The 13,104-nt window shown below is 28.0% G+C and carries 14 protein-coding genes; 3 read left to right on the top strand and 11 right to left on the bottom strand.

The window, feature by feature from the left end; all coding sequences use genetic code 11:
* Positions 1-121 precede the first annotated feature (121 nt).
* From B2694_RS00280 to B2694_RS00260, 5 genes are all read right to left on the bottom strand, one after another.
* Positions 122-778 carry an SIMPL domain-containing protein gene (locus B2694_RS00280; RefSeq protein ID WP_035129434.1) on the bottom strand — a complete coding sequence of 219 codons (657 nt, stop codon included), beginning with the start codon at positions 776-778 and terminating at the stop codon, positions 122-124.
* 139 nt (positions 779-917) lie between these two features.
* Positions 918-2,582, bottom strand: coding sequence for a ribonuclease J (locus B2694_RS00275; RefSeq protein ID WP_346884055.1), 1,665 nt, complete (start codon positions 2,580-2,582; stop codon positions 918-920).
* Positions 2,583-3,057: 475 nt separating this feature from the next.
* The gene (locus tag B2694_RS00270) at positions 3,058-3,867 is read right to left on the bottom strand and encodes a CAP domain-containing protein (protein WP_346884054.1); all 810 of its coding nucleotides are present in this window, start codon (positions 3,865-3,867) and stop codon (positions 3,058-3,060) included.
* Positions 3,868-4,248: 381 nt separating this feature from the next.
* Positions 4,249-4,914: a CpXC domain-containing protein gene (locus B2694_RS00265; RefSeq protein WP_346884053.1), complete on the bottom strand. Its 666-nt coding sequence runs from the start codon at positions 4,912-4,914 to the stop codon at positions 4,249-4,251.
* Between the two features lie 210 nt (positions 4,915-5,124).
* Positions 5,125-6,306, bottom strand: a complete 1,182-nt coding sequence (locus tag B2694_RS00260) for a hypothetical protein (RefSeq protein WP_346884052.1) — start codon at positions 6,304-6,306, stop codon at positions 5,125-5,127.
* A 251-nt stretch (positions 6,307-6,557) separates the two neighbouring features.
* Between B2694_RS00260 and B2694_RS00255 the strand changes: the two genes are divergently transcribed.
* Positions 6,558-6,959 (top strand): hypothetical protein, encoded by a 402-nt coding sequence (locus B2694_RS00255; RefSeq protein ID WP_346884051.1) that lies wholly within the window; start codon positions 6,558-6,560, stop codon positions 6,957-6,959.
* A 112-nt stretch (positions 6,960-7,071) separates the two neighbouring features.
* Here the strand turns inward: B2694_RS00255 and B2694_RS00250 are convergent, their stop codons facing one another.
* Both B2694_RS00250 and B2694_RS00245 read right to left on the bottom strand, forming a co-directional pair.
* Complete coding sequence (locus B2694_RS00250) at positions 7,072-7,788, bottom strand: EcsC family protein (RefSeq protein WP_346884050.1); 717 nt, start codon at positions 7,786-7,788, stop codon at positions 7,072-7,074.
* Between the two features lie 88 nt (positions 7,789-7,876).
* Positions 7,877-8,260 (bottom strand): hypothetical protein, encoded by a 384-nt coding sequence (locus B2694_RS00245; protein ID WP_346884049.1) that lies wholly within the window; start codon positions 8,258-8,260, stop codon positions 7,877-7,879.
* A gap of 161 nt (positions 8,261-8,421) precedes the next feature.
* Between B2694_RS00245 and B2694_RS00240 the strand changes: the two genes are divergently transcribed.
* Entirely contained in the window at positions 8,422-9,819 is a 1,398-nt protein-coding gene (locus B2694_RS00240) for a putative DNA modification/repair radical SAM protein (RefSeq protein WP_346884048.1), read from the top strand.
* 30 nt (positions 9,820-9,849) lie between these two features.
* Positions 9,850-10,590, top strand: coding sequence for a TIGR03915 family putative DNA repair protein (locus B2694_RS00235; RefSeq protein WP_346884047.1), 741 nt, complete (start codon positions 9,850-9,852; stop codon positions 10,588-10,590).
* Positions 10,591-10,656: 66 nt separating this feature from the next.
* On the opposite strand, the gene B2694_RS00230 is transcribed toward B2694_RS00235, so the two are convergent.
* From B2694_RS00230 to B2694_RS00215, 4 genes are all read right to left on the bottom strand, one after another.
* On the bottom strand, positions 10,657-10,869 hold the full coding sequence (locus B2694_RS00230) for a hypothetical protein (RefSeq protein ID WP_150843745.1): 213 nt from the start codon (positions 10,867-10,869) through the stop codon (positions 10,657-10,659).
* Positions 10,870-11,045: 176 nt separating this feature from the next.
* Positions 11,046-11,777 carry a DUF2087 domain-containing protein gene (locus B2694_RS00225; protein WP_346884057.1) on the bottom strand — a complete coding sequence of 244 codons (732 nt, stop codon included), beginning with the start codon at positions 11,775-11,777 and terminating at the stop codon, positions 11,046-11,048.
* 112 nt (positions 11,778-11,889) lie between these two features.
* Positions 11,890-12,153 (bottom strand): DUF2087 domain-containing protein, encoded by a 264-nt coding sequence (locus B2694_RS00220; protein ID WP_346884056.1) that lies wholly within the window; start codon positions 12,151-12,153, stop codon positions 11,890-11,892.
* Between the two features lie 250 nt (positions 12,154-12,403).
* Positions 12,404-12,937 carry a putative ABC transporter permease gene (locus B2694_RS00215; RefSeq protein WP_346884046.1) on the bottom strand — a complete coding sequence of 178 codons (534 nt, stop codon included), beginning with the start codon at positions 12,935-12,937 and terminating at the stop codon, positions 12,404-12,406.
* Between the last annotated feature and the right edge of the window lie 167 nt (positions 12,938-13,104).

Raw genomic sequence — 13,104 nt, 5'->3', positions numbered from 1 at the left:
CTTTTTTCATCTCTACTGTTTAGTGGGGATTATTTGTTATATTTTAAAACCAAGCAATTTCCTATAAAGTAAAAAAAGCCTTATTTCTAAGGCTTAACTACTCTTATAATACCATAATAAATTAACTTTCCATCCTCCAAACTACAGTCACTGTATCTTCTACATCTATATCATCAGGCTGTAAATCAATGTTTGGAGCTCCTCCTGTAGAAATTAGATTCTTATTTATGCTATAAATATCCCTATATAATTGAATATCACTCCCACTATAATCTATACTTAGTACCTTTCCTAATCTTACCCCTGCAGCCTCTGCCATTACTTTAGCCTTTGATCTTGCATCCTCCACAGCTCTTTCCAAAAGTAAATCCTTAACTTCTGTATCATCTTTAACCTTATACCTTATAGAAAACTCAGGTGTTGCTTTGCAACCTGCAAGAGCATTAAGGACTCTAGTTAACATCATGGCATTTTGCTCAAATTCAATTCTTAAGTTATTGGTAACTTCATATCCTACAAAAACTCTCCTATAATTTCCATTTGCATCAGAAATATTTTCATACTTAGTGTCCACTCTAAAATTAGTAGTCTTTATATCTTTTTTATCAAATCCTGCACTCCTTAAGCATAACCTCAATTCATCCAAGTCTCTACTAGCAGCATTCATAGCTTCTTCATAGGTAGGTTTTAACGTAGTTAATATCATATTAATTTCTATTGTATCTGGTGGTATTGATGCTTTACCCTTTCCTTTCACACTTATAACTCTTTCTTCCATAATACCCCTCCTAATTTAATAAATTTGTATAGTATAAATTTATTAAATTAGGATTTAAATATTACTAATAGCTATTATAAAATAAATAACATGCCACAGAGAACTATTATCTGTAGCATGTTATTTAAACACTAGTATATTATACTTCCATAATTATTGGGAATATAGTTGGTCGTCTTTTAGTTTCATCATATAAGAATCTCTCTATGGATCTTTTTACATTAGTCTTTAATACATACCATTCTATCTGATTATTTGCTAAAGAATTTTCAATTTCTTCTCTTGCTATATCTCTAATTTTATTGATCATATCTTCTGCTTCCTTGGCATAAACAAAACCTCTAGTTATAATATCTGGTCCTGCTAATATACTATAACTTTCCTTCTCTATAGTTACAACTACAACAACCATACCATCTTGACCTAAATACCTTCTGTCTCTTAGTACTATGTTGCCTACATCACCTACTCCTATACCATCTACAAGTACCCTTCCAGTATGAACCCTACCAGATATTCTTGCTTCATCCTCAGAAAGCTGAAGTATATCTCCAGTATTCATTATAAATATATTCTTATCTTCCATACCTAAACTTTTAGCCAGATCTTTGTGATGTTTTAAATGCCTATATTCTCCATGAACAGGCATAAAATACTTTGGATGAGCTAATGAATGTATTAATTTTAACTCTTCTTGACAAGCATGCCCAGATACATGGATATCTTCTAAAGCTTCATAGATAACATCTGCGCCTTTTTTATAAAGTTCATTGATAACTTTAGATATAAGCTTATCATTCCCAGGTATAGGAGATGCTGAGATAATAAATAGATCATCAGGCTCTAATTGAATCTTTCTATGATTTGAAAAAGCTATTCTAGCTAGACCTGCCATAGGCTCTCCTTGGCTACCTGTAGTTATTATAGTTACTTCTTCATTTCTGTAATTTCTTATGTCATCTACATTTATCATAGTTCCTTCTGGAATATGTAAATAACCTAACTCCATAGCTACAGTAGATATATTTTCCATACTTCTACCGCTAAAGGCAATTTTTCTTTTGTACTTAACTGAAGCATCAGCTATTTGTTGCATTCTATGTATATTAGAGGCAAAGGTTGCAACTATCACTCTTCCTGTAGCTGTAGAAAAAATTCTATTTAAGGTCTGCCCTATAGACTTTTCTGATAAACTATGACCTTGTCTTTCTACGTTAGTACTATCTGCCATTAAAAGTAATACCCCTTCTTTTCCTAATTCAGATATTCTTTCTAAATCCATAACCAAACCATCTATAGGTGTATAATCAATTTTAAAATCTCCAGTATGAACTATGTTTCCAATAGGAGTGTGGATAGCTAAGGAACAAGAATCAGCTATACTATGGGTATTTCTTATGAATTCAACTTTAATATCTTCAAATTCTATAGTTTCTCCGGCCTCCACAGTTTTAAGGGTATATTCATTTTCTAAAAAATGTTCCTTTAGTTTATTACCTAATATACCTAAGGTTAATCTAGTTCCGTACACTGGAATATTTAGTTGTTTTAAAATATAAGGTAATGAACCAATGTGATCTTCATGTCCATGAGTAAGAACAAAAGCCTTTACTCTTTCTTTATTATCAATTAAATAAGTTATATCTGGTATAATTAAGTCAACTCCATACATTTCTTCATCTGGAAATGCTATTCCACAATCTATAACTACAATGTCTTTATCATATTCAATAGCAGTAATATTTTTACCGATTTCACCTAATCCACCCAGAGGTATTACTTTAACACATTTTTTCCCTTCCATAAAATCCCTTCCTTTTACATTAATTAATATACATTTATTATGTGTTATAGTATGGATTTAAATACTTTTATTAATTTAATTATTTTTCATAGTAAATAAAGAGACTATCCCAACTTTGAGATAGCCCTTATACTTTTTTATAGATTTAAAATACTATGTTTATTTTTTCTTCTTTAACTCATTCTTATTCTTGACTTTCTTGTCACCCTTCTTATCCTTGCCAGCATTCTTAGCTGTCTTTTTATCTTCCTTACCCCTACCTCTAGACATATCTTCCTCCTAAATTAATAATTTATATAGTAAAATATATTAATCTTCATAGAGAAATATACTGAATTTACTACTACAAGAAATAAAAACTAGTAAAATTAAAGTTAATAAAAATATCCCTTATTGCAGCTTTATTATCTGCAATAAGGGATATTTTTTAATTTTATGGGAAAATGTATATTTGATTTTTAAAATTTATCTGTTATTATTTATAGAACTCTTGAGTTGCATAAACTCTATTACCAGCTTTATATACACCTACACCTATACTTTCAAAATTAGTTGATAGTATATTTTTTCTATGACCTTCTGAATTCATCCAGTTAGTCATAAATTGATTAGCTAATGCAGTTGGGTCAGATACGCCCCCTATATATGCTATATTTTCTCCCCAAGCTCTATATGAAACTCCATCAGCCTTCATTTTAGTTGTTATAAGATTTCCACTTAAGTCTTGGTGGCTAAAATAATTTTTATCTCCCATATCTTGAGATTTAATTCTAGCATATTTTTCCATAGTTTTGTTATAAGTTAAAGGTGCTACTCCAGCTTTAGCTCTCTCTTCGTTTACTTTATTAAATATAGCTTGTTCAACTTGAGCCATAAACTTCTCATTAACAACTGGTGCCTCTGGTACTACTGGTGTTTCAGTAACAGGAGTTTTAGTTGACGTATCCTGTCCTGTTGATGGTTGTGTCGTTGGCTTGGTAGTTGGTTCTGTTGTTGGTTGTTCCACTACTGGTTCCTTTACTTGGTCTTTTGACGGTGTACTTGGTACTGTAGTACAATTATTTTGATTTATTATAATCTTTTTCATAGCTTCAAAGTCAGTTGTAAAGTTTCCACTCATAAATTTAGTATAATCTACATTGCCATATTGATTGTTACTTATAGTTCTATAACTCACAGTTTTCACTTGACTTCTAGTCTTTACAGCAGCTTCAGCTTGTACTCCACCTACGAATGTACTTCCTACTAATAATAATGTTAATATTGATAATGTTCTCGATTTCATTTCCATTCCTCCTATATTTGGACTTAATAACTTGTCCACTTTTCTAGTAGTTAATGTACTTTTACGTCTAACCACCTTGTCCTATATTTATAACATATAAATTTTAATTTTATAATGGTTGATAATTTCTAATGAATGATACATTATCCTCCAAAGGTAACCATTATCCATAATGGATTTATTAACCAAACCCAAAATAAGAATATTACTGGATTTCAGGATTTTTGTAAAAATATCCATAGATAAAATTACTAAAAATAATTTTATAAGATTTATGAATATCTGAATGTTTTTCATTATAATTTTCCACATTTTTTAAATATCTTTGAAGAATTAATAATAAAAAGGCGATATTTATACCGCCTTAATTATACTAAATCATTAATTATTATATTCATTAATCCCAATTGCCCACTGTTCATCAATAACTTGAAAACCCTTGTATACCTTTTTCTCTATATTATTTAAGTATTTATCTCTTATAAAATTATATATTTTCATATCTATATTGTACAATGGTGTTTCCCCTTTTTCATCTATAAGTATAAAAATCATACTATCTTTAATAATATCATAATCAAAATATATCTTTTTAGCACAAAAATCCAAATTAGTGTCTACTAAATTAGTAATATAATATAATTTATATATTTCCATAACTCTATCATCTAAATTACAGTCTAAAATTTTAATTTTTTCTATTAAATCATAGTTACTAGTTACAATTCTAAGTTTATAATCATTACCAAATTGAGGCAAGATTTCATCTGATAATGCTTCTAGCTCTTTAGCTAATTCATCGTTATCTCTACTATAATTTGTTATTAAATATATCATCTCTCTTTTATTCATATCATGATACAAACAATCATATTCAAAGGTTGATACATGTCCACATATAGGACATTTAAATTTAAAAAAGTCATTATCTAATACTTTCTCTTTTATTCCTTCATCTATAGTTACATTAATACTATTCCATAACTTAATGTTGCTTTTTATCAAACAATTTGGACAGGTTACTTCCACATTCCTCTTTAAAGCCATAAGTATCCCCCTCTTTTTATTAATAGCCTTAGAAAAAGTTTTATATCTATATTGTATATTTTATCACATTACGTTGTAAATGTAACTGCATTATTTTCTAAATATTAAAACTTTTATCTCCAATTTTATTCTTTTTCTATAAATACAACAGAAAAAGCTACATCTTATATAGACATAGCTTTCAACTCCACTTGAACTGGTAGTCATGGATTAAATATTCTTCATCTTCTTAATCCAATTTACTAACATTAACTCCATTTCTGCATCCCCTTTAACTGGATACTTCTCAGATAACTTTATGGCCTCTTCATAATAACCTAATGCTTTTTCATTATTATTATTATAGAAAGTTTCATAAGCCATCATTATTCTCTTTTTTCCTATCATAAATTTAGAAGCTTTTATATATTTTTCAAGATTTTTATCATATATGCTATCAATAAACTCCTTATTGCAATCACCTATGAGTTCTAAAAACATTTTTTCGCAATTTATTTCATTTCTATACAATGGGATTATCTTATTAATCCATGGTGTAAAATCTTCAATACACCTTCTTGCCCTTGTAAAATCCATATTATCCAAATACCAATTGTACTCCATAAGTTTAAGTGAAGAATTAAGTGGATTCACTAAGTTACTTCCTTCATTCAACTTAAATTCTTCCAATTCCATATCTTTAATTCGCATTCCTTGTGATTGTAGTCCATTAACCCTAAGTTGTAAATAAAACCCTCTTCTTGCATCTACATCTTTCAACATAGATATAACATTATACCCATCATTAGAAATTCCTCCAACCTTTAATGGAATTATGTTAGTAAGGGCTGCAAATATACCCGCTCCACTAATTAGTATTAGTATTGTTGAAATCAAAACAGGAATTCCTTCTATTAAAACAACTAGTAATATACCCAATCCTGCTACTATTAAATTCATTATTCCTCCGCCATAGTTATACATTATGAAGGGATATCTTCCATCCTTTATTTTTGGAGGCATCATAAGACACTGACCTGCTGTGCCTGGTATACCAAACTTTTTATAGCTTATTTTATCTTTGTCTTTAATTATAGTTAAAGATGCTATCCTAAAGGATACAAAAGAATATCCTGTCATAAATCCAAATAAAAGATGTCCTGCTTCATGAATAATAATATGAATTATATACCCTAAGAAAAATATTAGTATAAGTCCATAGTATTTAAGTAATTCCAAAAGAAAATTATCACTTTTGATATAGGTATCCATAAAACTTTTAAAATAACTTGCAGATAAAAACCCTATACCAGCTCCAATAGCTCCACAAACTACTAAAAACATAAGCCCAGATAAAAAGTTGCTTTTCTTTTTATGTCCATTTTTAGTTATTTCTTTTTTTTCATTAATCATTAAAAACCTCCGTTTTATTAACATTTAATATGAATACAAGTTTGTATTCATATTAAATTATATATTATCTTGTCTATATATACTATGGTTTATATATATAACATATAGTACATATGTTTCTTTCAAAGTATATTATGCACTTTTAGTAAATAGTTCTATTGAAAACCTTAAAATATAATTTATAGATAATTTAGGCATAATTCTTTATTATTTTTATATAAATATATTAGATGTATATGTGGAGGTTATTTATGGCTAAAAAAACTAAACTCCTACTACTCCTATGTATATTAATTATTATAGTGCTACTCAACAAATGTTCAACCACTGATGGCAACTACAAAACTAGTAAAGCTAAGGAACACTCTTCAAAGAGCTCTATAGAAATGACCTATAAAAGTTTTAAGGGTTATAAATACAAAATTCTTAAGTTAGACATGGATGACCAGTTAACTCTTAATATAAAGGTTGAAAATGAAGGTGGAAACTTGGCTATATTGCTAATTGATGAGGATGACCACACATTATATAAAATTGAAAACATAGATAATTCTTTAATTCAAACTATAGTCATACCTCATGATGGTAAATACAAAATACAGGTTGAAGGAGATCATAGCGGGAGTTTTAAAATAAGTTGGGATGTAGATTAAATTTCACATTCCGACTTTTTTATTTTATTTAAACTATCCTACAACAATATAATATTTAAGAGGTATTCTCTTAAGATATTTTATTGAAATTAGAATTATAAACTTTACTGTTCTAATGAAAATACCTTAATCTATATCCATTCATAGCAGTATCACCTAGCTTTTCTACTAACTTATAATTAGCTACAGCTCCTACTGCTCCTCCGATAACTGGTACAAGCTGAAAAAACTTAGCTAAATCTATATAATCCCTATACTCCTGTTGAAAGATCCTCCAATCAAAGTTTTCTTTATCCAAAGGCAACTTATCTGAATATGATTTCCAGTTATTTAGTATGTGAAATACTTCTATTCTTCTTTTATCACTACAGAAAGCAATTTGAAATATGTAAAGAAGGTGTAATCTCTCTCTATAATCTTTTGTGTCATAACCGTATATACTAGCAATCTCATATAACAACTTAATTTTTATACTTAACAAAATAGGAAAATCAGCTAACCCTATAAAAAAACCACCAAATCCTGTGCTAGCACCACTTACTGTTGCTACCTTTCTATATAATTGAATCTTTTCCTTTACTAACATTTCTCTTTCTATTATAGGCATATATGTTATAGGTTCCAATGTAGTATATTCAGACCCTAAAATAACTACTTTAACCATATTCTTTATAACTTCTGTAGCCATAACATGAAATTTTTCCGGAATAAATCCGTTCATTTTATCTTGTACATTTTTAGAAAGCTTATTTCCAATAGTAGGTTTCCTCATCATTTCCCTTTTCCACTCTATTAGCTCTCCATATATTATATCTTCGTACATATCCATCTCATCACCTTATTTCTTAAATATATACTTTATTTTATCACACTTCATATATTTTTAACCAATTGTAAAAGAGCAGATTACTCTGCTCTTATTTACGATTTCTTTGATTAGCACAACAATCTACTATGCTATCTACTAAGTTCTGAGACATACATAAAATTGTACACATTAACTGACGATTTGAGCACATCATGTAATTTATCATTTGACTATTAATACATCTATAGTATTGAGAGTTTGTATATACATTTTGACAATAAAGAAGTATTAATATTAATATTAGTAGTCTATCTTCCTTTCTTTGACATCTAACTTCCTTGGCATCAACAACCCCACCTACTCCACCGTCAGTGGAATCACAATCACAATCACAATCGCACTCATAATTGCAATCATAATTACAATCACAGTTGCAATTATCATTGCAATCACATTTATCCTTACAATTATAGTTATCTTTACAATTGTTCATTTAATAACTCCATAATTCTTGCTATATTTTATGTTATGTATGATGCTTCAAATAAGTCACACTATATTACAAAAAATAAATTTTATTTTGTTGACCTCGAACAAACGTTCTGTTATAATTCTTATATGGATTACCTATTTTATTGTAGAAGGTGAGTTTAAATGGAGATTAGTGAAAAGCTTAGGATATTAAGTGGGGCAGCAAAATATGATGTATCGTGCTCCTCATCTGGTTCTAGTCGTCGAGGAATCAAAGGTGCTTTAGGTTCTTCTGCTCCTAGTGGTATATGTCATTCCTTTACTCCAGATGGAAGATGTATATCTCTTTTAAAAATTTTATTAACTAATTACTGCATATACGATTGCGCCTATTGTGTTAATAGGCGAACTAATGATGTAGAAAGAGCTGCCTTTACCGTAGATGAAGTGATAAACTTAACTATGAACTTTTATAGAAGAAACTATATTGAAGGATTATTTTTAAGTTCAGCAGTAATCAAAAATCCTAATTACACTATGGAACTATTAACATCAGTTGTAAAAAGGTTAAGAAATCATTTTAATTTTCGTGGATATATTCATCTTAAAGCTATTCCAGGAGCTGATGAAAATCTAATAAAAGAAGCTGGCAAATATGTAGATAGAATGAGTGTTAATATTGAACTTCCATCTAATAATTCCCTAAAACTTCTAGCCCCTGAAAAAAATAAACAGGATATATTTACCCCTATGAAATCTATAAAAAATAACATAATTATAAGTAATGGAGAGAGAAAGCTATCTAAAAAAGCTCCTTTATTTGTACCTGGTGGACAAAGTACTCAATTAATTGTAGGTGCAACTAAAGAAGATGATTTAGATATTTTAAATCTTACAGAAAATCTATATAACAACTTCTTACTAAAAAGGGTCTATTATTCAGCCTACATTCCAGTGAATAGTGGTAAGAATTTACCCAATTTCAAAACCCCACCTACCCTTAGAGAGCATAGACTTTATCAAGGAGATTGGTTACTACGGGTATATGGTTTTAAAGCTGAAGAACTTCTTAATAAACAAACACCAAATTTTGATATAAATTTTGATCCTAAAACTAATTGGGCTCTAAATAATCTTCATATCTTTCCTTTAGAAATTAATACAGCTTCCTATGAACTATTAATTCGAATACCTGGTATAGGTATTCGAGGCGCTAAAAAGATAATTAGTGCTCGAAGAATTAGTTTTCTCACCTTTCAGGATTTAAAAAAATTAGGAGTTGTTTTAAAACGAGCTCAATACTTTATAGTATGTAAAGGTAAGTATTACGGTTCTGTGGATTTAGATGAAGAAAAAGTAAGATCTGTACTAAAACCTAAAATTGACTTAAACTATATTGAAAATGAAAGGTATGAACAATTAAGCTTTCTTGGCTTTAACTATAATAACAGTTCTATACCAATTTTAGATAAGGAATATAATAAACTTATATTATCCTCATCCTCCCAAGATGATATAAATTCCTTAGATAAAACTTTACTTCTAGAGGATAGAGGTTCCTATATAACTGGAGAACTATAAATATAATAAAGTTATAGGTGGTGTTACAACATGAAAGAATTTTTATACGATGGTTCCTTTGAGGGACTTTTAACTACAATTTTCTATGCCTATAGTTATAAAGAGGAAGTGAAAATTACCAAGTCTTCTTCATATGTTCCTAGCTTAATTACAACAACCGAAGAAATAACTACTGAAGAAGATAAATTTAATAGAGTATATTCTAGTATAAAAGATACCCTTAGTTACTTAACACTTAAAAATGTATACTATTTGTATTTAAGTGCTCTCCCCTATTCTGAGGATTTAATATTTAAATACATTAAACTATGCTACAAATTTGGAGATAGCATTAATTTAGCTAAAAATAATGATATTATCTTAACTGTAGATAAATATTGCAGAAGAGTTTCTTTAGAAGCTCATAGATTTACTGGATTTGTTAGATTTAAAGAAATAGCTCCCTTTACATTTTACTCAGTTATAGAGCCTGATCATAATATTCTTCCACTTATTCAGACTCATTTTATAGAAAGATTTTCTGACCAAAATTTTATAATTCATGATATAAAGAGAGAGCTTGCTTTAATATATAATAAAAAAGAAGGTATTATCTCATCTTTTTCTAAAACTAATGGTGAATATCTAGAAGCTTCCTCTCTCAATGATAATTTTGAAAACCTTTGGAGAGAATTCTACAATGCTATAAATATAAAGGAACGAGAAAATCTTAAATTAACACGTAGAAGCATGCCCACCAGATATTGGAATCACCTACCTGAAGTAAAATAAGGTCATATACAAAGTTTATTCTTTGTATATGACCTTATTTCTATGCAATAGAAACTCTACCTTCCATTACTTTATTTTTTCTAGAAATTTGTACTCTCCTTGAGCATGTACTTGTTCAAGTAAATTATTATATAAGTCTTTTAATTCTTCAGGAGTAGTCATACCTATTTTATCTATTTCATTGGTATGCTCCTTAAAATATAACTTTGTGCTTATATATTTACCATGAATACTGTCTAATACATAAAGTATATTTTTATCATCTAATTCTATTTTCATATTGTCACCCAGTATAGATAAATTTATATAAATTTTCTATACCATTTCCTTTCTATAAATTACTAATTAAAATCTACTTCTATTTAAGTTTATACTGTAATCCAATAATAATGTATATTCTATATAAATACTATTTTTCCTTCAATTTAATTTAAAGTATTAACACTTATAGTATTTTATTCTTTCACCCAATATTTTTTACAATCATTAGATCTGCTTAAAAATCCATATTCAATTAATGCTCTTCTTACAGTAGCATAGTCTTCATATATCCTAGCCAATATTCTATTTATTTCTTTCTCTGGATAAGTTTTTCCTATAGTAAAATTTCTTGTTATTTGCTCTAAAACTATAATCTTTTTCTTTTCCTTAGATGGATATCTTTTCAAACTACCATCTTCATTAATATAATTTTGTATAACCTGAAGCTTTTCTTCAGTAGTTATATTAAATCTATCATCTAAAGTAGTAGCAGTCTTATGAGCATCACAAATAACTCCCTCTTCTAATTTATTTATCTTCTTATTAGTATTTTCATTTAATAATTCCATCATTGCTAAATATAGCTTTGCCTGCTTTTCTTTTTCCCTTAACTTATATCGATGATTTCTTATAGTAGAAGTGGCAACTCCTAATCTACTGGCTATTTCTTTATCTGATATACCTTCTGCAAAAAGCTTTAATACTTCCCTCTGTGCATCTGTAACTCCAGTAAAAATTCCATTCATATTTAGTAGATATTCCAACATGGAATTATGAGCATTCTGAATATGAAGCTCTGCTGCTTTCCATGATTCATAAAATTCTTCATCTATTCTATATACTTTCCCATTTTGGAATATTTTACCACAAATTAAACATTTAATAATATCGTCTTCTTGAATATATCCCTTTTTAAGCTCTTCCATGGTTGAATTCCAGAATATTTCATTAGATTTTACTTCGAAAACTCCATTGTTTTTAATATCTTTATTTTCTGTATCAACACTCTTTATATTACTTTTTTTTATATCTACTTTATTATTCATGGGTTTCCTCACTATTTCTCCAATATTCTGATCCATTCTTTTTTCTACATAAAAATTTATAATCTATTAAACTCCTACGCAGCAAAAAATAATCTTCAAAAGTATGCCATTTTTTAATAATATCATTAACTTCCTTCTCATTATATAAACAGTCATACTTAAACTTAGTAGCTAAATATTTCAGAATCTCAATTTTTACTTCTTTCTTCTTTGGCCATATTTTTATTCTACCTTCATCATCAATAAATCTATCCATCTTTTCCACTATAATACCTCCCTTAATCAAATATTATTCAATTATTCTATAATATAATAATATGATATATTCAATGTTTTATCTATGTATTTATAGATATATTGTAATTTTGTTTGCATTTATACTTTTGTCTTATAGATTAAACAAACTATTATTAGGATTTATTGAAAAATAAACAGGCAGTTATACTAACTACCTGTTTATATAATACTTTATAAACATAGACCTTATTCTACTACTATGTATTAATTTAATTTTGAATAATTTTTCCCTTTTCTCTAAACTCTCTAAAAGTAATAATCTCATCAATAAGTAAAATTATTAGTAAAATCGTAGAACAAATTGGCCATATTGGATAAATTATTTCATATGCTTGATTTATCATTACCTGTAAATACTTTACTCCAATAAAGCTTAATAAAGTCCAAGCTATAGAAAACTCTAAACATATAATTCCATTAAAATTATACTTAAGATCAGTATAGTCCCAATAATCTTTGTTAAAATGATTTCTCATTATTATTCCCGTTAAATATTCCACAGTAGTTGGAATTATAAAACATAATGGTATTAAATAATAAACATTAATTGTAAAATTAGATTCTATTACTACTAAAATGCTCATAGCTATGGCATACATAGGTTTAAATGGTCCACTTAGAAAGCCATCCTTTTGAAAGTTACCTTTAATACAATAGCAAAACAAATTCTCAATTATCCACCCTACAAATCCATAGAAAAAGAAATTAAATGTAAAATATAATAAAAAACTTACAATATCCATAAATACTCCTCCTTCGGTAGTATTTTTACCTACATTTATGAATTTATTCTAAGTTTTTCTACATTATTATTAGAATTTTTCTTAATAATCTTTCATTTAAAATACATATTATTAGTTAACACTGATAATATATTTTAAATATAGATATAGGGGGCTGTATCAGAATG

It is taken from the genome of Clostridium sp. UBA4395, from assembly GCF_002390995.1.
In the GTDB taxonomy this organism is placed as follows: domain Bacteria; phylum Bacillota; class Clostridia; order Clostridiales; family Clostridiaceae; genus Clostridium_J; species Clostridium_J sulfidigenes.
This window is presented reverse-complemented; position numbering and strand designations above follow the sequence as displayed.

Excerpts from the sequence above, each read along its gene's own strand:
- B2694_RS00280 (WP_035129434.1), bottom strand. The coding sequence starts at position 778 with ATGGAAGAAAGAGTTATAAGTGTGAAAGGAAAGGGTAAAGCATCAATA.
- B2694_RS00275 (WP_346884055.1), bottom strand. The coding sequence starts at position 2,582 with ATGGAAGGGAAAAAATGTGTTAAAGTAATACCTCTGGGTGGATTAGGT.
- B2694_RS00270 (WP_346884054.1), bottom strand. The coding sequence starts at position 3,867 with ATGAAATCGAGAACATTATCAATATTAACATTATTATTAGTAGGAAGT.
- B2694_RS00265 (WP_346884053.1), bottom strand. The coding sequence starts at position 4,914 with ATGGCTTTAAAGAGGAATGTGGAAGTAACCTGTCCAAATTGTTTGATA.
- B2694_RS00260 (WP_346884052.1), bottom strand. The coding sequence starts at position 6,306 with ATGATTAATGAAAAAAAAGAAATAACTAAAAATGGACATAAAAAGAAA.
- B2694_RS00255 (WP_346884051.1), top strand. The coding sequence starts at position 6,558 with ATGGCTAAAAAAACTAAACTCCTACTACTCCTATGTATATTAATTATT.
- B2694_RS00250 (WP_346884050.1), bottom strand. The coding sequence starts at position 7,788 with ATGGATATGTACGAAGATATAATATATGGAGAGCTAATAGAGTGGAAA.
- B2694_RS00245 (WP_346884049.1), bottom strand. The coding sequence starts at position 8,260 with ATGAACAATTGTAAAGATAACTATAATTGTAAGGATAAATGTGATTGC.
- B2694_RS00240 (WP_346884048.1), top strand. The coding sequence starts at position 8,422 with ATGGAGATTAGTGAAAAGCTTAGGATATTAAGTGGGGCAGCAAAATAT.
- B2694_RS00235 (WP_346884047.1), top strand. The coding sequence starts at position 9,850 with ATGAAAGAATTTTTATACGATGGTTCCTTTGAGGGACTTTTAACTACA.
- B2694_RS00230 (WP_150843745.1), bottom strand. The coding sequence starts at position 10,869 with ATGAAAATAGAATTAGATGATAAAAATATACTTTATGTATTAGACAGT.
- B2694_RS00225 (WP_346884057.1), bottom strand. The coding sequence starts at position 11,777 with ATGGAAGAGCTTAAAAAGGGATATATTCAAGAAGACGATATTATTAAA.
- B2694_RS00220 (WP_346884056.1), bottom strand. The coding sequence starts at position 12,153 with ATGGATAGATTTATTGATGATGAAGGTAGAATAAAAATATGGCCAAAG.
- B2694_RS00215 (WP_346884046.1), bottom strand. The coding sequence starts at position 12,937 with ATGGATATTGTAAGTTTTTTATTATATTTTACATTTAATTTCTTTTTC.